Origin of the sequence: Pseudoalteromonas sp. APC 3355, from assembly GCF_030407615.1 — a bacterium.
Classification (GTDB): domain Bacteria; phylum Pseudomonadota; class Gammaproteobacteria; order Enterobacterales; family Alteromonadaceae; genus Pseudoalteromonas; species Pseudoalteromonas distincta.
Window position 1 is genome coordinate 154,405 of the sequence record NZ_JASDDB010000010.1, and the last position, 22,706, is coordinate 177,110.

The window sequence follows — 22,706 nt, forward strand, 5'->3', positions numbered from 1 at the left end:
CTTACGCATATTAAAAAAGGGACCTAAGGTCCCTTTTTGCATTTACACAATAAGCTTATTATTGTGCTGGTGCTTCTTCATTTTGAATTTCAAGTAATTCAACTTCAAATACAAGAGTTGAATTAGCTGGAATCTTACCTAAGTCACGGTCGCCGTAAGCAAGTTCTGAAGGAATAGTGAACTTGTACTTAGAACCCACTGACATAAGTTGTAAACCTTCAGTCCAACCCGCAATTACGCGGTTAAGAGGGAAAGTTGTCGGTTCGTTACGTGCATATGAGCTATCAAACTCAGTACCGTCTAATAAAGTCCCTTTGTAGTGTACTTTAACTACATCAGTTGCCACTGGCTTTTCGCCATCGCCTTCGCTAAGTACTTCGTACTGTAGACCAGACTCAGTTACTGTAACGCCTTCTTTTTTAGCGTTGTCAGCTAGGTATTTAGCGCCTGCTTCTTTACTTTTTTCAGACTCTACTTTAGCTTTTTCTTCTTGCTTAGTACGTACTGATGTATCTAGTGCAGTTAATACTTCGCGAATTTTTTCTTCGTCAATTTTTGCATTGCCAGCAAGCGCATCTTCAAAACCACGAATTAAAAGTGCTTGGTCTAGTTCAATACCAATTTCTGTTTTGTCTGCTAGGTCTTTATTTAAAAAGTTACCTACAGATGCACCAATACCGTATGCTTGTTGCTGTTCTACAGTGTCTAATTTAACTTCAGCTTGTTCTTTTTTTGCTTCTTGATTACAAGCTGTAAGCGCTAAAACTGACGCTGCAATCAATGACAATCTAATCGTCTTTTTCATTTTAAATCTCCGACACACTTTGCAGTTGTCATTTTAATGTATTATTACTAGTGAAAGATTAACGGCCCACATGATAGGCTGCTTGTTTAATGACTAAATTCCATATTGTTAGCTAAACTAAAAACATATCCAGTGATTAGACAAACAACCTAGGCATTTAACGCGTCCTAGTCTAACCTCTCAGTCACTAAGAGTTAAGGGGAAATACCTGTAATATGTCGATATTTCGTACTTTTTTAATCGTATTTAGCTGTTTTTTAGCCATCGCCTGTACCGATAAAAAACAACACGCTGTAGCAAGTTACGAACATGCTGCACAAGGTGCGTTTTCATCAACAGTTTCAAACGATGGTAAATACAGTTTGATCTCCTCTATCAACCATGGGGTCGCTCTGTGGGATAATCAACAGCAGGTGCTAAAATACCAATGGTTTCAGCAGCAGTCACAAGACAGCCTAGTGTACGCTGTTGCCATTGCTTTTGATAACAGCGTGGCAGTTACCGCCGAAAAAACCACATTTGCTGTGTGGGATATAACCACAGGCAAAAATAAAGGTTATTACAAAATACAAAAAGCCAGTATTCGCGATATTGCCATTAGCAATCAAGGCCGTAGTGTTTTATACGGCCGTAGCGACGGCGTTGTCGTATTTGTAAACCTAGAAACCGGACGTCGTATTGAGTTTTTAGGTCATCAAGATAAAGTTAACACCGTTGACCTTTCACCTAACGGACGCTTTGCCTTAAGTGGCTCTAACGATTATGTTGCTTACTTTTGGGATACACGTACAGGCCAAGTAATTCATCGTTTTAATCACCCAACGCGTGTTACCCAAGTAACGCTCGATCCACAAGGTCGCTATGCGTTTACGGCCGATAGTATGGCACAAGCAAATGTATGGAAGCTGACTACAGGTGATCTTGTGAGTAAACTGAAGTATATTGCGCGTCAGAAAATTTTTACTGCTGTGCGTTTTAACGGACAAGGCACTTTGCTTGCAACCGGCTCGCCAAATAAGCGCGTAGATTTGTGGCAAATACCAAGCGGTGAAAAAATTCAAACTTGGCAGGTTACCCCGCGCGAAGGCAGTAAGCCTAAATCGGCGGTGGTGCTAGATGTGACATTTACAGATAACGGTAAGTCGTTGTTAACCGAAAGCTCCAGCGGGATCGCAGAGCGATTTATTATACGAGAGAATAATGAACACAATTGAACATCGCTTAATGGAACTTGAAGCCAAAGTGGCTTTTCAAGACGAAACGATTGAAGTCTTAAATGATGAAATAAAAGTGCACCAACAGCTGTTAGCAAAAATGAAACGCCAAACCGAGCTGCTAGCAGAAAAAATTAAAGAGTCGCAGTCATCATCGTCTATGATGTCTGAAGTACCTGAGCCACCTCCACCGCATTACTAAAACCGGTAAAAATTAGGCAATAAAAAACCGGGTTAGTCGCCCGGTTTAAACACACCAATTACTTGTTCAAATTGGCGAGTAGACGCCTGAACAGCGTTATCGGGTTGCGCCATTTTATGACCACACTCAACACACTCTACTTTTTCAACATCATGTTCTCTGTATAGCATCATAGTATCCATGGCTTTGCAGTCAGGGCACGATGCACCAGCAATAAATCGCTTCTTTTGTCTCACAACATTTTTCCTGTGGTTTGAACTGCTGTCATTTTATCGTATAACTTCACTTGTTGATACGCTTGATAAGAGCATTAAGTTCTATGTTATGATAGCGCCAACTTAACAAGGGCACAGCAAAGTAACGCATTCATGATCCAAATCTCAGAAATAGAACTACTTCGTGGCGGTAAAGCCTTATTAAAAAACGCATCAGCTACGTTATTTCCAGAACACAAAGTAGGCCTTGTTGGCGCTAATGGCTGTGGAAAATCAACGTTATTTGGTTTACTAAAATCAGAACTACAACTAGATGCCGGTAACTGCAGCATTCCAAAAGATTGGTCTATCGCCTCTGTTAAGCAAGAGACACCTGCACTTGAAATAAGCGCGATTGATTATGTACTTCAAGGCCACCCAGAATACTACGCAATGCGTATAGCACTGCGTGAGGCCGAGAAAAACAACGATGGCGACACACAAGCTAAAGTACATATTCAGCTTGAAAACATTAAAGGCTATAGCATTGAATCAACCGCAGGTGAGCTATTACACGGCTTAGGCTTTGCCAATAACCTTATAGAAAATCCAGTAAGCTCGTTCTCTGGTGGTTGGCGTATGCGTTTAAACCTTGCCCAAGCATTAATACGCGACGCCGATTTACTATTACTCGATGAGCCAACAAACCACCTTGATTTAGATGCCGTTTATTGGCTTGAACGCTTTTTGCGTGCTTATACCGGCACCCTTGTACTTATATCGCATGACCGTGAGTTTTTAGATGCGGTGGTTGATCAAATTTGGCATGTAGATAAGCAACTTATTAACGTGTACAAAGGTAACTACTCGCAGTTTGAGCGCCAAAAAGCTGAGCGCTTACTACAACAACAAGCAATGTTTGATAAGCAACAAGATCAAATTGCTCACCTTGAGCAGTTTATAACGCGCTTTAAAGCAAAAGCCAGTAAAGCTAAACAAGCACAAAGCCGTGTGAAAGCGCTTGAACGCATGGAAAAACTGGCGCCGGCACATGCCGACTCGCCGTTTAACTTTGAGTTTGCAGAGCCAAAAGCATTGCCAAACCCACTAATGACGATAGATAAAGCCAAAGCGGGTTATGGTGACGTCACTATTTTAAATAATATAGAGCTAAACCTTGTACCAGGCAGCCGAATTGCTTTACTTGGTCGAAATGGCGCAGGTAAATCAACGTTAATTAAACTGCTTTCTGGTGATTTAGAGCCGCAAGCGGGCGAAGTTGTTCAGCATCACGGATTAAATATTGGTTACTTTGCGCAGCATCAACTTGAATCCCTTGATTTAAAAGCCAGTGCAATAATGCATTTACAACGCCTCGATCCAAAAGCCACTGAGCAATCACTACGTGACTTTTTAGGTGGTTTTGCCTTTATTGGCGATAAAGCACTTGAGCCTGTAGCCCCGTTTTCGGGCGGCGAAAAAGCACGTTTAGTGCTTGCCATGTTGGTATACCAAAAACCAAACCTACTGCTTCTCGATGAGCCAACTAACCACCTTGATTTAGAAATGCGCCATGCACTTGTGATGGCACTACAAGGCTTTGAAGGCGCTATGGTTACCGTATCGCATGATCGCCATATGCTTAAAAATACCGCCGATGAGTTTTACCTAGTCGATGACGGCAAAGTAACCCAGTTTGGTTACGACTTAGATGCGTATTACCAATGGTTACTCAATGCCAATAAAGAAGCGGTTAAAGCGCAGCAAAGCGACGAGCCTAAAGCAAACCCGGGTGTTAACCGCAAAGAGCAAAAACGCTTAGAGGCTGAGTTTAGAAAGGCCACTCAACCACTTAAAAAGCAAATTGAAAAGCTTGAAAAGCAACTCGATAAATTCACCGCGGAATTAAGTGAAGTGGAAGTGACCTTAGGTGATAACGAACTCTACAACGACGACAACAAAGCCAAGCTTAAAGAGTTATTAGCCAAGCAAGCAACCCTTACGCCTAAACTTAACGACGTTGAAGAAGAGTTACTTATGGCACTTGAAGAAATGGAAGAAAAAGAGCAGGCATTCGCCGATGAACTTGCTCAATAGCGACCATTTTTGGCAATTTGCGTGCACTTTGTACGCAAAGCCTGAGCAACAAACAACCTTGCTGGCACTACAAAACCAGCAAGGAAAAAATGTTAATTTATGCTTATTACTGCTTTATTTAGACTCATTAAATTTAAGTGTTAATACCCAACAGCTAAACGAGTTAATAAACGTAACTAGTGACTTTGATACTCACGCATTACAACCTCTGCGCGCCGCTCGTAGCTATTTAAAAGCTAACCAGAATGCGATAAGTAATTACGTCACAATACGTGCAGAGTTGCTAAGCGCTGAGCTGAAGCTTGAAAAACAACAGCAACATATGTTGATTGAAACAGTAAATGAGCTTGAATTAGTCAAACTTTCAGAGCCAAACAACATTGAGCTATATGTGAAAGCCACTTAGGGTATTAGTTTTTATACCCTCCTCCACTTCTTATTTTCTTTGTGCACAAAACCTTCAAGTAATTTACTCACAAAGAGGTTAAGAGGCGCTTCGCTTTTAGAGGAAAACAAAATAACTTAGATATAAATATTGAGCAGTTTGTTGCTCTACCCTCATTTACTTCTCATTCTTTTCTCTTTGTGCAAAAAATCTTTAAGTGGTTTACTCAAAAAAGTTTAAAGCGCTACGCTTTTAGGTAAAGTGAAAAACTCTCTTAGCTCTCAGTGGTAATAACTTACCAACCCTTAAAACATGATCTAAATCAACTTAGCTTCACTCCTACACCTGCTTAGAAAAATAACTTGATCTCGATCACGTTGCGACCTGCAAACACAGCCTATGATTAACCCATCAACAACGAGGGGAGCAACTCATGAACGTATTCTTTAGAGACTTTTTTACAGATCCAGTTTTATTTATGTCTTTTGGGTTTTTAACCATCGTTGTTTCTTTGTGTATCTTTTTTGCTTTTTTCTTTTTGAAAAAAATACATGACGCAGAAATTCCCGAACAAAATTAAGCACGACGCACTAAAGCGCCTTATTAGTTTACTAGTTAGGCGCTTTTTATTTTCTGAAGCGAAAAATTTGATACACTAGCTTTTCGTTTAATACAAAATACGTAGTACAAACATGATCTCTCAGTTCAAACCAGCATGGTGGATGACCAATCGTCACGTTCAGACCATAATGCCGCGTTTTTTCCGCCCATTTCACAATACGTCCTACGAACTTGAGCAACTTGATACACCTGATGGTGACTTTATTGAGCTTGCATGGTCACTTCCACATAATGAAACCGCACCACTTGCTGTTGTTTTGCATGGCCTTGAGGGCAATATAAATAGCTTTTATGCCAAAGGCATGATGAAGGCATTAAAAAAACAAGGTTATGCAGTTGTGCTTATGCACTTTAGAAATTGCTCAACCGAAGTAAATCGCCTACCACGTGCTTATCACAGCGGTGACACCGCCGATTTAGCTTTTTTTATAAATCACTTAAAGCTGCAATTTCCTAAGCGCACTATGGTCGCTGTTGGTTTTTCATTGGGCGGTAACGTACTTGCCAAATACCTAGGTGAAGAACGCGAAAAATGCCCATTAAGTGCAGCAGCGGTGGTATCTGCTCCTTATGATTTGTCGTCATCGAGCGATGTTATTCGTAAAAGCTTAGGTAAAATTTACCAAAAATATCTGCTCGATCGGATGAAAAAATCAATGCAGCGAAAGCTGCCACAAATTAAGCAGCAAATTTCATTAACGCCAAAACAGTTAATGAAAATTGACGATTTATTAGAGTTTGATAATCAGTTAACAGCCCCTCTACATGGTTTTGAAAACGCACACGATTACTACCGTAAAGCCAGTGCTATGCCGTACTTGAAAGATATCGCTGTGCCCACACTTATTATTCATTCCAAAGACGACCCTATGCTCTCAATTAAAGCCGTACCGAGTAGGCAAGACGTAAGTGAGCATGTTACGCTGCGCATCTCTGACAAAGGCGGACACGTTGGTTTTATTAGCGGTAAAAATCCGTTTAAGCCTATATTTTGGTTAGAAAAAGCCGTCCCTCATTATTTTAGCCAGCACGTATCAAATAAAGCGAGTAACAAGTAGTAATGATTATCCCTTTTGAACAACTCGATCAAGACACTCTTTATAACTTAATCGAAAGCTACGTATTACGCGAAGGTACCGATTATGGTGAAGTAGAGGCAAGCATCGAATCTAAAGTAAGCCAAGTAAAGCTGCAGCTTAAAAATGGCGAAGCGATGGTGTTTTTCTCAGAATTACACGAGTCTGTAACTATAATTTCAAAAGGCGAATTTAAAGCCCTGCAAAGTGAAGAGCATCAAGCACAGTCGTTTGATTAGGGCGTAGTACTTGTAACTTTTGAATTGAACGTACACAATGGCTTTTTACCCAAAGAGCCAAAACATGATAAAACTCAGCACTCTAGTGGTAGCCATATCACTAGCTTTAACTAGCCAAGCCCAAGCAGAACAAACAATAACAGCATCTGATAAGGCAATTAAACTCGCTAAAGATACCATTTTAATTGATACCCATATTGACGTACCTTATCGAATTCATGAAAGCTGGGTTGATGTAACCAAAGCAACTAGTGATGGCGATTTTGACTATCCTCGCGCTGTAAAAGGCGGTTTAAACGCACCGTTTATGTCGATTTATATTCCTGCGCATTTAGAGTTTGAGGGTAAAGGAAAAAGCTACCAGCTAGCCAATCAAATGATTGATAGTATGGAAGCCATAGTCCAGCGCGCACCCGATAAGTTTGCTATTGCTAGCTCAAGCACTGATATTGAAGAGCAATTTAAACAAGGTAAGCTGTCTATAGCCATGGGTATGGAAAATGGCTCTCCAATCGAAGGTGATATGAAAAACCTTCAGCACTTTTACGACCGCGGCATTCGTTACATCACGCTAGCGCACTCTCAAAGCAACCATATTTCGGATTCGTCTTACGATATACGCCGTAAATGGAAAGGCTTAAGCCCATTTGGTAAAAAGCTTGTCACTGAAATGAATAATATAGGCATGCTAATTGACGTATCGCATATTTCTGATGATGCGTTTTATCAGGTTATGGAGCTTTCTAAAACACCAGTAATTGCCTCTCATTCATCACTTCGTAAATACACGCCTGGCTTTGAGCGTAATATGAATGACGATATGTTATTAGCACTTAAAGAAAATGGCGGTGTTATTCAAATCAATTTTGGCTCAAGCTTTGTTACCGCTAAAGCAGGTAGTTGGGGCAAGCAATTAAAAAGTACAAAAGAGTCAGCTAAAAAAGAAGGCACTAAGTTAAGTAAAGATTTTGATGCTGCGTACCGTGCTAAAAATCCGTATCCATTTGCAAGTCTTGAGCAAGTACTTGACCATATTGATCACGTAGTTGAGCTAATTGGTATTGATTATGTAGGTATTGGCTCTGATTATGATGGAGTTGGCGATTCATTACCTATCGGCTTAAAAGACGTATCTAGCTACCCAAATCTTGTCCAAGGTTTAATGGATAGAGATTATAGCGACAAAGATATTAAAAAGATTTTAAGTGGCAATTTATTAAGAGTTTTAAAACAAGCGCAAGAGTATGCGAAGAAGCACTAAAGCTTTTATCATATATTAGTAATTGGCTAAAAGACCAAGAGCTAACTCAATATAAGCGCGGCCTAGCCGTGCTTTTTTATATTTACCAGCATAGTTATCTTCGGTGCTATTTCCCCCTCGGGTTTCGTAAAACTCAACCCAAGCTACGGCAATAATTCTATACCTAGGAGCAAATCACTTTTCTTCAGGCATTAAAAAAGGCCACCTGAGTGACCTTTTTCTAACAATTAACTTAAAAGTTAATTATTACTCTACGATAGTTGCTACAACACCAGCACCTACAGTACGACCACCTTCACGGATAGCAAAACGAAGACCTTCATCCATCGCGATTGGTGCGATTAGAGTTACTGTCATCTTGATGTTATCACCAGGCATTACCATTTCTACGCCTTCTGGTAACTGTACGTCACCAGTTACGTCAGTTGTACGGAAGTAGAACTGTGGACGGTAACCTTTGAAGAATGGAGTATGACGACCACCTTCATCTTTAGAAAGTACGTATACTTCTGAAGTGAATGTAGTATGTGGGTTGATTGAACCAGGCTTAGCTAGTACTTGACCACGTTCAACGTCTTCACGCTTAGTACCACGTAGAAGTGCACCAATGTTCTCACCAGCACGACCTTCGTCAAGAAGCTTACGGAACATTTCAACACCAGTACAAGTAGACTTAGTAGTCTCTCTGATACCAACGATTTCAACTTCGTCATTTACGTTGATGATACCAGCTTCAACACGACCAGTTACAACAGTACCACGGCCTTGGATTGAGAAAACGTCTTCGATAGGCATGATGAATGGCTTATCGATGTCACGCTCTGGCTCTGGGATGTAAGAATCAAGTGCATTTGCAAGCTCAACAATCTTATCTTCCCACTCTTTCTCGCCTTCTAACGCTTTAAGCGCAGAACCAGCGATTAGAGGTAAGTCATCACCTGGGAAATCGTATTCAGAAAGAAGTTCACGAACTTCCATTTCTACTAGTTCAAGTAGCTCTTCGTCATCAACCATGTCACATTTGTTCATGAACACAACGATGTAAGGAACGCCAACTTGACGAGAAAGAAGGATGTGCTCACGTGTTTGTGGCATAGGGCCATCTGTCGCAGCAACTACTAAGATCGCGCCATCCATTTGAGCAGCACCAGTGATCATGTTTTTAACATAATCGGCGTGACCAGGACAATCTACGTGTGCGTAGTGACGTGTAGGAGTATCGTATTCAACGTGAGACGTTGAAATAGTGATACCACGTTCGCGCTCTTCTGGAGCGTTGTCGATTGATGCGAAATCTTTAGCAACACCGCCGTATACTTTTGCAAGTACGTTAGTGATTGCTGCAGTTAGTGTAGTTTTACCGTGGTCAACGTGGCCGATTGTACCAACGTTTACGTGCGGTTTTACGCGTTCAAACTTTTCTTTTGCCATGACGGAACCTATCAGTTTTGTGTATCTAAATTACATATGAAAATAATCCACCAAAGGTAGATTAAGTTAATCTTTTTCAAATAGTATTTTCTGACAGATAAAGGAAGTAATCAAGGAGATTCTTAGGACTGGTGCTGATAGGCAGAGTCGAACTGCCGACCTCACCCTTACCAAGGGTGCGCTCTACCAACTGAGCTATATCAGCAACACAAGAACTGGAGCGGGCAGCGGGAATCGAACCCGCATCATCAGCTTGGAAGGCTGAGGTAATAGCCATTATACGATGCCCGCATAAAAATCTGTTCTTAAACTACCTCTAACCGTCAAGAATAAAGTGGTGGAGGGAGCTGGATTCGAACCAGCGAAGGCTGAGCCGTCAGATTTACAGTCTGATCCCTTTGGCCGCTCGGGAACCCCTCCACGATAATTCTCTACTAATTCACTTCCGGTAAAAGGAAAGTGGTGCCGACTAACCGAGTCGAACGGTTGACCTACTGATTACAAGTCAGTTGCTCTACCAGCTGAGCTAAGTCGGCACTGCTTTAGTACGGGGCGAGATATTAGAGTAAGGTTTATTGGGATGCAACTATAAAATTAAAAAAAGTGTAAATTTTTAGTTTAAATGCTCAATATTCATGCGAAAACACGTTTTTTGCACTTTTTTATGTTGTTTTGCTTAGCTGGTGCCAGTAATTTAACCCCTTCATTACGAGTAATGAATCAAAAATACTTCCCTCAAATTGCTGTTGTAAAAGCAAGCCATAGCCACCAGCAAAAATTATTTGTACTTTTTGTTCTGTTTTTTTATCCGTTAAGTGCAACTTAGCTTGCTCAATTGCTCCAATGGTTGCCACTAAAGCACCATTTTTTAAACCATTAGGCGTATTTTTACCCAGTTCATTGGTAAATGGAGTTTTACTATCATCAAAAACACGTTGAGTATTTTGTGTAAGTGATGAGGTCATTAAATCAAGCCCAGGTAAAATCCAGCCACCTAAATGCAACCCTTCACTACTAAGCACATCAATTGTTGTCGCAGTACCCGCATCAACAACAATGCATGCTGTGTTTGGATATAACGTAAATCCAGCAATAAGCGCAAGCCACCTGTCTATGCCTAAGTTAGCTACATGCTCGTAAGCGCATACAAGATTTCCAAGCGTTTTGGTTACCTTGGCTTCAAAACAAATAATATTATTGCTAGCCGCTTGCGCGAGAATATCGTTTAGTAAATCACTGCGCCCTACACATGCATAAATCACTTCGGTTATTTGTAACCAAGGCAGGTTATTTATATCTGCCGGTTGTGCTTGCTCGTTATGCCACAACACAGCTTTTAATGATGTATTTCCTACGTCGATCAATAATCTCATAATTGCGCCTTTCTAAGGGAGACTTCCCCACCGTAATAACTTTTTACTTCCCCGTCTTGGCGAATTCGTATTCCACCTTGTGCGTCAATACCTTCACATATTCCACGCCAACTTCGGTGTCCTGTGTTTAGTTCAACATATTCACCAGCAAACGCATTGAGCGAATTCCATTGCTCATACATAGCTTGCAAGCCTGTTTGACGATACTGCGCTAAACGCTGCTCTAAGTGGTGAGTAAGAGAAGCCACAAGTTGGTTTTTATCAAGCTTTTGAGTATGTTGATTTAAGTCGGTCCACGCTTGGTCTATATGCTGACTAAAGCTCTCAGGCATTTGTAAATTAATACCGATACCAATCACTAACTGACAAGGTCCTTGCGGTTGTCCATCTAATTCAACCAATACACCTGCAAGTTTTTGCTTATTTATATAAATATCGTTAGGCCACTTAAGTTCTACGTCAACTTGGTATAACGCTTTAATAGCATCATAAACAGCTAGGCCTACCGCAATTGATACGCCCATTGCAGCTTGTAAGCCGTCATCTAAACGCCAAAAGTAACTGTAATACAAATTAGCACCAAATGGGGATTGCCAAACACGGCCGCGTCTGCCACGTCCTGCTTGCTGCATTTCAGCAACAATAACAGTGCCAGACTCAAGCGTTGTTTTGGCCTGTATGCGGCGCATAAGCTCGCTGTTGGTCGAATCAATAATAGGGTGTACTTCTACATCGGCAGTATTTGCACCTAGCGCTTTGTAGTGCTGATCAATTTGCGTTTTATTTAAAAGGCCCACCTGACTATTCAAACAATAGCCTTTGCCAGTCACTTTAAAAATATCCAAGCCCATTTCTTGTAACGTTTTAATATGTTTACTTACCGCAGCCCGGCTAATACCTAGCGTTTCACCCAAGGCTTGGCCAGATACAAAGCCTCCTTGGTTGAGTGCATTTAAAATAGCGAGTTTGTTCCCATCAGGTGCTTTCATTACTTAGGCTCCGCGTTAATATGGCATTCGCTGCGTGCATTAATTAAACGTACTTCATGCTCTAACTTAATGTTGTAACGCCTATAAACAACTTGCTGAATGTGTTTAATCATTTTTATTAGGTCGCTGCCTTCACTATTTCCATGATTAACAAGTACTAGAGCTTGTTGTTGATGCACTTCTATACCAGCCTCGCGGTGCCCTTTTAAACCACTTTGATCGATTAGCCAGCCTGCTGCGACCTTGTGATGACTTTGCCCATATTCGTAATGAGGTAAATCGGCAAATTGCTTTAATAGCTCAGCTAACTGCTGGTTGGTTATTATTGGATTTTTAAAAAAGCTGCCCGCATTGGCAAGTGTATATGGGTTAGGTAATTTGCTATTACGCGTTTTTATAACCTGATCGAATACAGCTTGCGGGGTGATGCTTGAGAGCTGCTGCAAAGGGCCATAATTTAATACTGGTTGCCATTTTTTTGGGAGCGCTAAGTGTACTTGCGTGATCACCGCTTTATTTTTAAGGGCATGTTTAAATATTGAGTCTCTGTAAGCAAATTCACATTGCTCGTTATTTAATGAATGCATAGTGTTAGTGGTTATATCAAAGTACTCTACCAACTCAACAAATTTAGCTATCTCAACGCCATAAGCACCAATATTTTGTACCGGCGATGCGCCAACAGTGCCCGGTATAAGTGCTAGATTTTCAAGCCCTGGTATATTTTTCTCTAATAAATAGCTAACTAGTTGATGCCAGTTTTCGCCTGCGGCAATACTTATTAGTGTGTCGCTCTCGCGCTCGGTAATTTTAATACCTTTTAAAGCTATTTTTATAACCGTACCCATGTAGTCATTTAAAAATACGGTATTACTGCCCTCGCCCAGCAAACAAAACGGTGCACTAAAACTTTGCGTTTTAAGTTGCTCAAGCTGAGTAATTTCAACAAAATTTTGGCATTGGCTGTTTAATGCGAATGTATGTAAGGAGTGTAATGAATGCGCCACAAAGCTCTCTAAAAATACCGGTAACTAATCGCAATAGTTTACCTCATCGTCGCAAATGTGGCACTAGATTGTAAAAATCACTCAACCCGCCGTGTCAATCGTGATATAAAACCAGCACTTTTTTATTTGTGTTCAGAGTAATGATGAAAATTAAACCTCTTTTTTTAAGCCTCGCTATGGCGGGTATGTGTTCGCAAGCAATGGCTAATGCGATTGACCAAAACTCGTATGCTAACCTTGATGATGTTGTTACTACTCACTTAAACCTTGATTTAGATGTCGATTTTGCCGACAAGCAGTTAGAAGGTTTTGTAGAGCATACTCTTCAGTGGAACAACAGCAAAAGTAGAACTCTCGTACTTGATACCCGCGACTTAGACATTGATAAAGTAATGTACAAAGATCAAAGCGGTAACTGGAAAAAAGCGACTTTTGATTTAGCTAAGCGAGATGACGTTAAAGGTTCAAAGCTTACTATTGTGTTTAAAAACCAAGCTGAAGTAGTTCGTATTTATTACAACAGTCGTCCAGAAGCTTCAGGCCTGCAATGGTTAACACCAGAGCAAACGGCAAGTAAAACGCATCCATTTATGTACAGCCAATCGCAAGCAATTCATGCACGTAGTTGGATCCCAGTGCAAGATACACCCGCAATGCGTGTAACTTACTCTGCACGAATTCATACACCAAAAGATATACGTGCTGTAATGAGTGCCGATAACAAAGATGCGCTTTATAAAGATGGCGACTACATTTTTGATATGCCACAAGCAATTTCACCTTACCTAATTGCTATTGGCGCAGGTAACTTAGAATTTAAAGCAATGTCGCATCAAACAGGCATATTTGCTGAACCGACAATTTTAGATGCCTCAGTTGCTGAATTTGACGACACCCAAGCCATGATCGATAAAACAAACGCGATGTACGGCGAATATGCATGGGGTCGCTACGACTTATTAATGCTACCACCAAGTTTTCCGTTTGGTGGCATGGAAAACCCACGCTTATCGTTTATAACTCCAACGGTTGTTGCTGGTGATAAAAGCTTAGTTAACCTTATTGCCCATGAGCTTGCTCATTCTTGGTCAGGTAACTTAGTTACGAACGCAACGTGGGAAGATTTATGGTTAAACGAAGGTTTTACCTCGTACGTTGAAAACCGCATCATGGAAGAAGTATTTGGTCGTGACCGTGCGGTTATGGAACAAGCACTTGATTCAGCGTCTTTACGCGCACAACTTAAAACAATTGATGCACCAGATACACGCCTTAATTTAAAACTTAACGGCCGCGACCCAGACGATGCATTCAGCTCAGTGCCTTACACTAAAGGTCAATTATTTTTAATTTACCTAGAAAACAAATATGGTCGCGATAAGTTTGACCCGTTTGTAAAAGCGTACTTTAAAGAGTTTTCGTTTAAATCACTTACTACCGCGCAATTTGTTACTTACTTAAAAGCTAACTTAATTGAAAAGTATCCTGGTGTTGTAAGCATGGATAAAGTAAACGAATGGATTTTTGAACCTGGATTACCAAGTGATGCGCCAAACCCTACTTCTGATGCGTTTGATAAGGTAGATACTGCAACAGCAGCATGGCTAAAAGGCGACACAACTGCAGCTCAACTGCCAACAGCTAATTGGTCTGTGCATGAGTGGCTACACTTTTTAAATAACTTACCACGTGATTTAAGCCAAGAGCACATGGTAGAGCTTGACTCAGAATTTAACCTAACACAGTCAACTAATGCTGAACGTGCATTTGCTTGGTTTATGCTAGCAGTAGGAAATGGTTATCAACCAATTTACCCTGCACTTGATAAGCACTTATCAGGCATTGGCCGTCGTAAGTTAATTGTACCGTTATATAAATCCCTTATCACTAACGGTAAAAAAGAGTGGGCACAAAGCGTGTACTTAAAAGCACGCCCGGGTTATCACCCACTTGCACAAGGTACTATTGACGCATTATTTGAATAAATAGCGTTAACTAGAAACTAAAAAGGGCCAAATTTGGCCCTTTTGTTTTGCTATTTTTCTACTTTGTCACTTTTTCTAAAAAAGCTTTACGCTCTGCAGTTGTGGCTTGTTGCCACCAAAAATCAAGCATTTGCGGCGCACTTGGCATGCCTTTACCTGTAATTGGTGCTATCGGCTTTATTGGCTGACTAGGACGTGAAGGTCCTGCAGGCATTGTATTTTGCATTACCGGTTTATTGCTTGCTAGCTGCGTGTTAGAAATAACACTTAAAGGCTTAGCAACAGCGCTACTTTTTGCTTTTAAACTAACTTGTGGTGCTTCTGCAAATACTTTTGCAGATACTGCATTTTCAGCACGATTAAACACTAAGGTATAATCTTTACCTGCTTCAACAGTTACACTTACCCAAAATGGTTCCGACTCCACAACTTCATGCGTGTCATAATCATCTTCATATAAATCGGTATATTTTAGCCTAAGCTGGTAAGTTCCTGGCGCAAGCTCTACATCATCAATACGGCTAAACAAAGAGCTTTCTAGCATTTTATCGCCCACTTGTAGTGGTACAATTTCTTCTGGAAAGTGAATGTTTTCAGCATTAGCCGAAAAACTAAGTAGTAATGCAACTGCACTACTTATTAAAATTGGTTTAAGCATATTAACTCCTTTATTTGATTTCAGTTTGACACTGCTTTGAAAGTTTGTCATTAGTGAGCTTAAAATTCATAACACTTAATTAGGAACACACTATGAGCCAAGAGACTATTTTTACCAAAATAATTAATCGTGAAATTCCGGCCGACATTGTCTACGAAGATGAAGACACCCTCGCATTTAAAGATATAAACCCACAAGCACCATTTCACGTGTTAATTATTCCAAAAAAAGCAATTGCTACTATAAATGATATAAACCCTGAAAACTCACATTTAGTAGGCAATTTATACGTTGTTGCGGCAAAATTAGCTAAGCAACACAATTTTGCTGAGGACGGATACCGCGTAGTCATGAACTGTAACGAACATGGTGGACAAACCGTTTATCACATACATTTACATATGCTTGGCGGTAAAGAAATGGGATGGCCACCTTACCAAAATGTAAAAAAAGTAAATTAATTAAAGATTTTTTATCTAACTATTCTGCTCAGCCAATTAGTTACAAATGTTATGATTTTTCATGGTTATAAAGAATAAATAGTTACTTATTTGCAACATTTTATGTTTAAATAATCGTAAAATCGTATTTGTTATTGAGTGCTTCAGCGACTTTCTAATACAAAAGGTGCGGAAGTCGTGATAAACTTAAACAGTCAGCTTTATAAAAGAGTATAAAAACATGAGCAGTTCAGCCTTTTTGTTATTAGATCAAGAGCCAATTAACACTATTGGTATTAACGTTTTAGAACCTTTGTTAAAAACGCAAGGCCTTGACGTAACCACGGGTACTAATATTTTAGATATACCTGAAGGGACTCGACTTTTGTTTATCGAAACATCTAGCAAGGATGCATGGGGAAAACTAAAAGAACAACTAGTAAACCTACGTATTAAATGCGATATCATATTATTTAATCTAGACGAAAACCCTGAGCTTGCTAATCGTGCATTGTTGAGCGGTATTCGTGGCGTATTTTACACAACAGATAACGCCGATGTATTGATGAAAGGTATTCGCTTACTACTTGAAGATCAGCTTTGGTACCGTCGCGATATTATGTGTAATGCATTAAATCGTATGCTGCAATTTAATAAAGATGCGCTGCATAAACTAACCGAAGGCGATATTGAGCCTGTTAAACTTACTAAGCGAGAAAAAGCAATAATCTCACTAATGAGTAAAGGTTCGAAGAATAAAGAAATCGCAGAAGATTTAAGTATCAGTCCACACACAGTTAAAACACATTTATATAGCGCATTTAGAAAAACTAAATGTCGTAACCGTATTGAGCTCCTATCTTGGGCACAACAAAATATCCCTGATGAAATTCGTTAATCATATATTTAGTTTAAAATTAAAAACAGACACTTAGGTGTCTGTTTTTGTATGTGTTACACACTGATTTAATACCAATTTGCTTGCCTAAGTGATCTGTTTTGATAATTGGTATAAGTGTATACTTTTGATAATCTTAGTTTAAAACTACTTTGCTGGAATATTAATGCTCGACTCTTTCACTCTTTATTTTGCCAGCATCGCCATCATGGTTGTAATGACCTTACTTAACTTTTTAACATGGCGAACGAACAAACAAATATCGGGCACGCTGCTATACATTTTCTATCCTATATTGCTTTTAGGCTCTGTTATTGGTTTTACGCTTGTTGGTGATACACATAATTTAGTGATTATTAGCGCTGCTAGTAGCATGATGTTTGCCGCATCAATAGTGCATTGTTTATCGCTCAGTCAGTTTTTAAATTATCACGGTATTGGTTTTAAATTACTTTGCTCAGTGACCGCTTTTTGCACTGTAATGCTTGGTTATTACACCTTTTTTGACCCATCTTTACACGAAAGAGTGATTGCATCCGATATACAGCACATAGCAGAAGCCGGCTTTTTACTCTTTATATTTATTAAGTACGCGCGCAAACCCTACCCTAATGGCAGCATTGTATACATAACCATTTTAACGCTTGTTGCTTTAAGCTTTATTGGCCGCTCGTTATTTATGGATAACATTGAACAAAAAAATCTTTTAGTAAACGGCTGGTTTAGCTCTTTATTATTTTTAAATGGCGTAATTGCACCCATGTTTTATGCTGCAGGTATGGCCTTATTATGTAATGAGCGCAGAGAGCAGCACCTCAATAAACTCGCCGATAAAGCACAAAAAGACTTAGAAATACGCGGGCTCTTTTTATCAACAATAAGCCACGAAATTCGCACCCCACTAAACGGTATTTTAGGCAGCGCCCAACTTGTTATGAACCAAACAAGTGATATCCGCAATAAAGCCTATTGCGAGGCGATTATAAATTCTGCCGAATCACTTAACTTGTTAGTAGATAAGGTCCTTGATTACGCGAGCCTAGATCAAAGTGACGAAGCGCTTTACGAAGAAGATGTAGAATTTAAAACATGGCTTAATAATTTATGTTTATTACTAAGCCCAATGGCCGAGCAAAAGCAGCTAAAATTTGAGCTTATCTATAATATTCCTGAGCAAGCCTGTTATTACTGCGACCAACAAAAACTTAGACAAATAATTATTAATTTAGTCGGTAACGCTATTAAATTTACAGATCGCGGAACCGTTAAAATTCAGGTTGATTTAGTATTAGAAAAACAACTTGAGCACACGATAAAAATTAGTGTAAAAGATTCAGGGCCAGGTATTGAAAATGATGAGATAGCCTACTTAACAGAACCTTATGTACAAAGTAGTGCAGGCAAAGAGAAAGGCGGAACCGGCCTTGGTTTAGCTATTACTAGCCGCCTGCTTGAAAAACTCAGTAGCCGACTCGAAATAGCCAGCCAGCTTGGTACTGGTAGTGTATTTAGCTTTACCGTTACTTTTACTTTAGGTGAATTAAGCCTTGTAGAGCAGCGCCATCAAACTAAAGATTACTTAACAGGTCTTGATGTATTACTGGTTGAAGATTTAGATTTAAATCAAAAAATTGCTATAGAATTTATGGCCGACGATGAACACAAAATTAAGCTCGCAAAAGATGGAAAAAGCGCCATAGAGCTCATGCAAGCTCACCACTTCGATGTTGTTTTGCTTGATATGAACCTACCTGATTTAACAGGCCAAGAAGTACTTAAACGTCTAAAACGCATTGATCATAAAAATCAACGAACGCCAGTACTCGCATTTACTGCAAGCCTTAGCCCTGACGAAGTAAAAGAGTATTTAGAATTAGGAATAAAAGACATTGTAGGCAAGCCTATTAAGCACGAAAAGCTTCGACAAGCACTTAGCGACTCTCAATCTAATCAAACTGCGAGTATTGCAGTAGAGCTTATTGATACCTTGTATGACAAAACAGCGGCCGAAACACTCACCAGTTCATTTAGTGAAGATGAAGTGTCTTCAATTTATAATGAATTTGTGCTTTCAGCCCGCAACAAGCTAATTCGCTGTCAAAAGCTTATTGATCAACATCCAGAGCAATGCATTAAACTTTTACATCGCCAAGCAAGTACCGCTCTGCAACTTGGTTTTAATCGCTATGGTATTGAGCTTAAAAAAATAGAGCGCCGTTTACTTGATAAAAAACCACACAACAATATGCTTGATGAAGCGTTAGATCTGTGGCAACGCAGCTTAGAGCAATATTTAAAGTTTGTGCGTGGGCAGTTAGAGTAATAGTGAATTAGCTTTAAAAAAGCTAATGATTAATCCCTTCCATATTTATCATCAAATCGCTCTATATCGCTTTCATCAAGTACAGCACCGGTTTGCACTTCAATGACAATTAACGGGTCTTTTTGATTATTAGCCAAACTATGAATTTGCTTAGCCGCGATATAACACGATTGGTCATGCGTTAGCGTATACGCTTGCTCATTAATACACACATCTGCAATACCCGAAACCACCACCCAATGTTCAGCACGATGCTGATGGCGCTGCGTCGAAAGCTTAGCACCGCTGTTAACAGTAATTTTTTTAACTTTAAAGCCAGTGCCTTCAACCAAAGTACGGTAATTCCCCCATGGGCGAAAAACCACTTGATGATGGTTAAGTTTATCAGCCTGTGTTGTAGCAATTTGCTTAAGCAACAAAGGCAGAGAATCTAGCTCATTTTGGTTTGCAATTAACGTGGCGTCATGAGTATGAATAATTGCTAAATTGCTTACTCCAAGCGTGGCAATAGTGTGCTCAGCCTCGTTAATAACTAAGTTATTAGTGCTTTTTTGAGCCATATAATTAGCATTTAAACTATTACCGTTTTCATCTTTTTTTGTAAGCGCATCAAGGGATGAAAAACTACCTACATCACTCCATTTTAAATCAACAGGCATAACAACTACGTTATTACTGCGCTCTAAAATAGCGTAATCAATTGAATCGCTTGGGCAGTGCTCAAGCGCACTATTGCTTGGGCGGGTAAACCCTAAATCTTTGGTAAATTGCGCCGCTGCAGCGACACTCGTTGCTATTTTTGGCGCAAACCGCTCGAGCTCTTTTAAATAGGCTGTGGGGGTAAATAAAAACATGCCGCTATTCCAGCTATAACCACCTTGAGCTAAATAACGGTTCGCTGTATCTACGTCAGGCTTTTCTTTAAATTGTGCAACATCGTAACAACCCGTTCCAGCAATAGCCGCGCCTTGTTTTATGTAGCCATAACCGGTATGAGGCTCTGTAGGAGTAATAGAAAATGTCACTAGCTTTCCTTGCTCAGCAAGTTTTACAGCTTCAGGGAGCTTAGCCGTTAATACATCAAAGTTTTTAATATGATGATCGGCAGGCATCACTAATAGCGGGCCGGTAATCCCATTTTGCAGTGCATAGTGGGCGGCTAATGCGATAGCAGGCGCGGTATTTTTACCTTTGGGTTCGAGTAATAACGCAGTAGGAGTTGAGCTTGCAGCTTGCTCGGCGGCAATAAACCGGTGCTGCTCATTACACACTAAAATAGCATTATCAAACAACTCATTGGAAACACGCGTCAATGTACTTTGCAGTAATGACGTGCTTTCACTAAGTAGTGGTAAAAATTGTTTAGGCATTGCTTGGCGAGAAAGCGGCCACAAGCGAGAGCCTATGCCACCAGCTAAAATTACAGGAGTGATTAAAGTGTTCATAATGTACATTAGCCGCCAACAAAAATATCAGCGACTATTTTAACACTTTATTGGCTCTGCGCTAAATTAACGTGTCTATATTAATGTAAAAGAGTCTGCATCTAAATAGGCAGGAAACGCTGCTTTAAACTCATCCAGTGGCGCTTTTTCAAGTGTTATAGTAACTAGTTGCTCAGCGTTATCTTGCGCTTTAGTTAATGCATCGCCTTTGAAGTCGTATACCGCTGTACCGCCATTGTGCGCCACACCATTACCGTCTTCCCCCACGCGATTAACACCTACTACGTAACATAGGTTTTCCATTGCACGCGCCATAAGTAACGTATCCCAAATATGGCGGCGTACAGCAGGCCAATTTGCTACGTTTATCATTACATCGTAGTCGTTATTATTACGTTGAAATACCGGAAAGCGCAGGTCATAGCATACTTGCGGTAATAGTTTAAAACCATTGATTTCAAAAACTTTGCGCTCTTGCCCTGCTACAACGTAGTCGCCCTCACTGCCTAAGCGAAATAAATGGCGCTTATCGTAATAACTCACCTCACCATCGGGTTTTACCCAATAAAACCGATTTGCTTTTTTATCGCCTTGCGCAACAAGTACCGAACCCGCAATAACCGCATTATGTTTATGAGCCTGCGCCTTTAACCACGTCAGTACTTTACCATTTTCGGGCTCTGCACAATCTAAATTAATAGCAAAGCCAGTCGAGAATGTTTCTGGCAGTAAAATAAGATCGGGCTGATGCGTAATTGCTTCAAGCTGTTTATTAAACATGGCTAAATTAGCGTCTTTATCAAGCCAATAAAGCGAGCTTTGCAATGCTGTAATGGTTAAAGTTGACATAATATTTGCGCAGCCTCTATGAGAGTGTTGTCGTTTTTAGCAAAGCATAAACGAATTACTTTGTCGGTTGGTGGATTTTGATAAAAAACACTTAACGGAATAGCCGCAACACCGGCTTGCTCAACTAACCAATGGCAAAATTCAACATCGTTTAAATCCGATATATCACTGTAATCTAACAATAAAAAGTAAGTGCCTTGGCTAGGTAAAATTTTAAAACGGCTGTTACTTAAATGACTCGCTAATAAGTCACGTTTTTGCTGATAAAACCCGCTTAGCTCATCTATATGCTCACCTTGCTGCTCGAGCATATCGGCAAGCGCATGCTGTGCAGGGGTAAAACTAGAAAACGTAACGTACTGATGAATTTTTCTAAATTCGACAGCTAAATCGGCAGGTGCAATACAGTAACCCATTTTCCAGCCCGTGCTGTGAAACGTTTTACCAAAACTCGATATAACAAAGCTTTTGGTAAATAATTCATCATCGCGTAATACACTTAAATGCGGTTGCTGATCAAACGTAATGTGCTCATATACCTCATCGCTTATTACATACAAATTGTGAGTACTAACTAACTCTTTAAGAGCTTTATATCTGGTGGCTGTAATATTTTACCGCTTGGGTTATGAGGCGTATTTATAATAATTGCACGGGTATTTTTAGTAATTGCTTGGCTTACTACTTGCCAATCAATAGTGTAATTTGGCGCACTTAAAGCAATGTGTACCGACTTTCCACCAGCGAGTTCAATTGCCGGTTGGTAAGAGTCATATGCAGGGTCAAATACAATCACTTCATCACTGGGGCGCACAATTGTTTGAATAGCCACAAACAATGCCTCTGTTGCACCTGAGGTAACAGTCACTTGATCAGCCGCGTTTATATCAGCTGCATATTTGCGCTTTGCTAAATCAGCAATTTGTTGCTGTAATCGTGGTACACCACTTGAAGGTGAATATTGATTAACGCCCTGCTGCACATAATAATTTAACTGCGTTTTTAAAAGATCAGGAGCATCAAACTCAGGAAAGCCTTGAGAGAGATTAATTGCCGAAAACTCATTAGCCAACCCACTCATTTGGCTAAATATACTAACGCCTAAATTTGGTAATTTACTTTCAAACACGTGATGCCCTTAATGATGGTTTTGCGCTTAAAGCGATGCTATCATTGCTTAAAACAGAAGTATAGCCGTCTAAAAACAATTAACT

Annotated in this window: 20 protein-coding genes, 4 tRNA genes and 1 pseudogene; 11 read left to right on the plus strand and 14 right to left on the minus strand. The window is 40.0% G+C overall.

Annotated elements, in window-relative coordinates; all coding sequences use genetic code 11:
- Positions 1–58: 58 nt before the first annotated feature.
- A complete protein-coding gene (fkpA, locus tag QMA08_RS14370) occupies positions 59–805 on the minus strand; it encodes an FKBP-type peptidyl-prolyl cis-trans isomerase (protein ID WP_004335950.1) in 747 nt (248 codons plus the stop codon).
- Positions 806–1,020: 215 nt separating this feature from the next.
- Between fkpA and QMA08_RS14375 the strand changes: the two genes are divergently transcribed.
- Together QMA08_RS14375 and QMA08_RS14380 are read left to right on the plus strand one after the other, a co-directional pair.
- Positions 1,021–2,019 carry a hypothetical protein gene (locus QMA08_RS14375; RefSeq protein WP_290174780.1) on the plus strand — a complete coding sequence of 333 codons (999 nt, stop codon included), beginning with the start codon at positions 1,021–1,023 and terminating at the stop codon, positions 2,017–2,019.
- The gene (locus tag QMA08_RS14380) at positions 2,006–2,221 is read left to right on the plus strand and encodes a SlyX family protein (protein WP_004335946.1); all 216 of its coding nucleotides are present in this window, start codon (positions 2,006–2,008) and stop codon (positions 2,219–2,221) included. The genes QMA08_RS14375 and QMA08_RS14380 overlap by 14 nt, the downstream gene beginning before the upstream one ends.
- Before the next feature lie 32 nt (positions 2,222–2,253).
- Here QMA08_RS14380 and QMA08_RS14385 read toward each other — a convergent pair whose 3' ends face one another.
- Positions 2,254–2,457, minus strand: a complete 204-nt coding sequence (locus QMA08_RS14385; RefSeq protein ID WP_007378899.1) for a YheV family putative zinc ribbon protein — start codon at positions 2,455–2,457, stop codon at positions 2,254–2,256.
- 132 nt (positions 2,458–2,589) lie between these two features.
- On the opposite strand from QMA08_RS14385, the gene QMA08_RS14390 reads away from it, so the two are divergent.
- From QMA08_RS14390 to QMA08_RS14410, 5 genes are all read left to right on the plus strand, one after another.
- Complete coding sequence (locus QMA08_RS14390) at positions 2,590–4,512, plus strand: ATP-binding cassette domain-containing protein (protein WP_008165349.1); 1,923 nt, start codon at positions 2,590–2,592, stop codon at positions 4,510–4,512.
- Positions 4,496–4,918, plus strand: coding sequence for a TIGR02444 family protein (locus QMA08_RS14395; protein WP_290174781.1), 423 nt, complete (start codon positions 4,496–4,498; stop codon positions 4,916–4,918). Before QMA08_RS14390 ends, QMA08_RS14395 begins: the two co-directional genes overlap by 17 nt.
- A 671-nt stretch (positions 4,919–5,589) precedes the next feature.
- On the plus strand, positions 5,590–6,576 hold the full coding sequence (locus QMA08_RS14400; protein ID WP_024606596.1) for a hydrolase: 987 nt from the start codon (positions 5,590–5,592) through the stop codon (positions 6,574–6,576).
- A 2-nt stretch (positions 6,577–6,578) separates the two neighbouring features.
- Entirely contained in the window at positions 6,579–6,833 is a 255-nt protein-coding gene (locus QMA08_RS14405) for a YheU family protein (protein WP_004335925.1), read from the plus strand.
- A gap of 64 nt (positions 6,834–6,897) precedes the next feature.
- Positions 6,898–8,094, plus strand: coding sequence for a dipeptidase (locus tag QMA08_RS14410; protein WP_154903728.1), 1,197 nt, complete (start codon positions 6,898–6,900; stop codon positions 8,092–8,094).
- 246 nt (positions 8,095–8,340) lie between these two features.
- On the opposite strand, the gene tuf is transcribed toward QMA08_RS14410, so the two are convergent.
- The 8 genes from tuf to murB form a co-directional block, all read right to left on the minus strand.
- Positions 8,341–9,525: an elongation factor Tu gene (gene tuf / locus QMA08_RS14415; RefSeq protein ID WP_039488657.1), complete on the minus strand. Its 1,185-nt coding sequence runs from the start codon at positions 9,523–9,525 to the stop codon at positions 8,341–8,343.
- Positions 9,526–9,654: 129 nt separating this feature from the next.
- Positions 9,655–9,730: transfer RNA gene (locus tag QMA08_RS14420), tRNA-Thr, on the minus strand.
- Between the two features lie 11 nt (positions 9,731–9,741).
- Positions 9,742–9,816: transfer RNA gene (locus QMA08_RS14425), tRNA-Gly, on the minus strand.
- Between the two features lie 44 nt (positions 9,817–9,860).
- Positions 9,861–9,945: transfer RNA gene (locus QMA08_RS14430), tRNA-Tyr, on the minus strand.
- Positions 9,946–9,985: 40 nt separating this feature from the next.
- Positions 9,986–10,061 (minus strand) — tRNA-Thr (locus QMA08_RS14435).
- Between the two features lie 126 nt (positions 10,062–10,187).
- Entirely contained in the window at positions 10,188–10,898 is a 711-nt protein-coding gene (locus QMA08_RS14440; protein WP_290174782.1) for a type III pantothenate kinase, read from the minus strand.
- Positions 10,895–11,887 (minus strand): bifunctional biotin--[acetyl-CoA-carboxylase] ligase/biotin operon repressor BirA, encoded by a 993-nt coding sequence (birA, locus tag QMA08_RS14445; RefSeq protein WP_290174783.1) that lies wholly within the window; start codon positions 11,885–11,887, stop codon positions 10,895–10,897. Before birA ends, QMA08_RS14440 begins: the two co-directional genes overlap by 4 nt.
- The gene (gene murB, locus QMA08_RS14450) at positions 11,887–12,894 is read right to left on the minus strand and encodes a UDP-N-acetylmuramate dehydrogenase (protein ID WP_149601948.1); all 1,008 of its coding nucleotides are present in this window, start codon (positions 12,892–12,894) and stop codon (positions 11,887–11,889) included. The genes birA and murB overlap by 1 nt, the downstream gene beginning before the upstream one ends.
- 143 nt (positions 12,895–13,037) lie before the next feature.
- Between murB and QMA08_RS14455 the strand changes: the two genes are divergently transcribed.
- Positions 13,038–14,879 (plus strand): M1 family metallopeptidase, encoded by a 1,842-nt coding sequence (locus tag QMA08_RS14455; protein ID WP_290174784.1) that lies wholly within the window; start codon positions 13,038–13,040, stop codon positions 14,877–14,879.
- Between the two features lie 58 nt (positions 14,880–14,937).
- On the opposite strand, the gene QMA08_RS14460 is transcribed toward QMA08_RS14455, so the two are convergent.
- On the minus strand, positions 14,938–15,537 hold the full coding sequence (locus QMA08_RS14460; RefSeq protein WP_004334921.1) for a DUF2057 domain-containing protein: 600 nt from the start codon (positions 15,535–15,537) through the stop codon (positions 14,938–14,940).
- A gap of 92 nt (positions 15,538–15,629) precedes the next feature.
- Here QMA08_RS14460 and QMA08_RS14465 point away from each other — a divergent pair, with 92 nt between their 5' ends.
- The 3 genes from QMA08_RS14465 to QMA08_RS14475 all read left to right on the plus strand — a co-directional run bounded on the left by QMA08_RS14465 (position 15,630) and on the right by QMA08_RS14475 (position 19,198).
- A complete protein-coding gene (locus QMA08_RS14465; RefSeq protein ID WP_004334923.1) occupies positions 15,630–15,998 on the plus strand; it encodes a histidine triad nucleotide-binding protein in 369 nt (122 codons plus the stop codon).
- A gap of 220 nt (positions 15,999–16,218) precedes the next feature.
- Positions 16,219–16,875 carry a response regulator transcription factor gene (locus QMA08_RS14470; RefSeq protein WP_004334929.1) on the plus strand — a complete coding sequence of 219 codons (657 nt, stop codon included), beginning with the start codon at positions 16,219–16,221 and terminating at the stop codon, positions 16,873–16,875.
- A gap of 166 nt (positions 16,876–17,041) precedes the next feature.
- Entirely contained in the window at positions 17,042–19,198 is a 2,157-nt protein-coding gene (locus QMA08_RS14475; RefSeq protein ID WP_290174785.1) for a response regulator, read from the plus strand.
- Between the two features lie 29 nt (positions 19,199–19,227).
- Here the strand turns inward: QMA08_RS14475 and QMA08_RS14480 are convergent, their stop codons facing one another.
- The 3 genes and pseudogenes from QMA08_RS14480 to QMA08_RS14490 all read right to left on the minus strand — a co-directional run bounded on the left by QMA08_RS14480 (position 19,228) and on the right by QMA08_RS14490 (position 22,621).
- The gene (locus tag QMA08_RS14480; RefSeq protein ID WP_290174786.1) at positions 19,228–20,643 is read right to left on the minus strand and encodes a mannose-1-phosphate guanylyltransferase/mannose-6-phosphate isomerase; all 1,416 of its coding nucleotides are present in this window, start codon (positions 20,641–20,643) and stop codon (positions 19,228–19,230) included.
- Between the two features lie 75 nt (positions 20,644–20,718).
- The gene (locus QMA08_RS14485) at positions 20,719–21,492 is read right to left on the minus strand and encodes an amidohydrolase (protein WP_290174787.1); all 774 of its coding nucleotides are present in this window, start codon (positions 21,490–21,492) and stop codon (positions 20,719–20,721) included.
- A pseudogene (locus tag QMA08_RS14490) lies at positions 21,480–22,621 on the minus strand (methionine aminotransferase). Before QMA08_RS14490 ends, QMA08_RS14485 begins: the two are co-directional and overlap by 13 nt.
- Positions 22,622–22,706 lie beyond the last annotated feature (85 nt).

Coding starts and splice junctions, on each gene's coding strand:
- QMA08_RS14375 (WP_290174780.1), top strand. CDS start 1,021: ATGTCGATATTTCGTACTTTTTTAATCGTATTTAGCTGTTTTTTAGCC.
- tuf (WP_039488657.1), bottom strand. CDS start 9,525: ATGGCAAAAGAAAAGTTTGAACGCGTAAAACCGCACGTAAACGTTGGT.
- QMA08_RS14460 (WP_004334921.1), bottom strand. CDS start 15,537: ATGCTTAAACCAATTTTAATAAGTAGTGCAGTTGCATTACTACTTAGT.
- QMA08_RS14410 (WP_154903728.1), top strand. CDS start 6,898: ATGATAAAACTCAGCACTCTAGTGGTAGCCATATCACTAGCTTTAACT.
- QMA08_RS14455 (WP_290174784.1), top strand. CDS start 13,038: ATGAAAATTAAACCTCTTTTTTTAAGCCTCGCTATGGCGGGTATGTGT.
- QMA08_RS14405 (WP_004335925.1), top strand. CDS start 6,579: ATGATTATCCCTTTTGAACAACTCGATCAAGACACTCTTTATAACTTA.
- QMA08_RS14395 (WP_290174781.1), top strand. CDS start 4,496: ATGAACTTGCTCAATAGCGACCATTTTTGGCAATTTGCGTGCACTTTG.
- QMA08_RS14400 (WP_024606596.1), top strand. CDS start 5,590: ATGATCTCTCAGTTCAAACCAGCATGGTGGATGACCAATCGTCACGTT.
- birA (WP_290174783.1), bottom strand. CDS start 11,887: ATGAAAGCACCTGATGGGAACAAACTCGCTATTTTAAATGCACTCAAC.
- QMA08_RS14480 (WP_290174786.1), bottom strand. CDS start 20,643: ATGAACACTTTAATCACTCCTGTAATTTTAGCTGGTGGCATAGGCTCT.
- QMA08_RS14485 (WP_290174787.1), bottom strand. CDS start 21,492: ATGTCAACTTTAACCATTACAGCATTGCAAAGCTCGCTTTATTGGCTT.
- QMA08_RS14475 (WP_290174785.1), top strand. CDS start 17,042: ATGCTCGACTCTTTCACTCTTTATTTTGCCAGCATCGCCATCATGGTT.
- fkpA (WP_004335950.1), bottom strand. CDS start 805: ATGAAAAAGACGATTAGATTGTCATTGATTGCAGCGTCAGTTTTAGCG.
- QMA08_RS14390 (WP_008165349.1), top strand. CDS start 2,590: ATGATCCAAATCTCAGAAATAGAACTACTTCGTGGCGGTAAAGCCTTA.
- QMA08_RS14470 (WP_004334929.1), top strand. CDS start 16,219: ATGAGCAGTTCAGCCTTTTTGTTATTAGATCAAGAGCCAATTAACACT.
- QMA08_RS14440 (WP_290174782.1), bottom strand. CDS start 10,898: ATGAGATTATTGATCGACGTAGGAAATACATCATTAAAAGCTGTGTTG.
- QMA08_RS14465 (WP_004334923.1), top strand. CDS start 15,630: ATGAGCCAAGAGACTATTTTTACCAAAATAATTAATCGTGAAATTCCG.
- QMA08_RS14380 (WP_004335946.1), top strand. CDS start 2,006: ATGAACACAATTGAACATCGCTTAATGGAACTTGAAGCCAAAGTGGCT.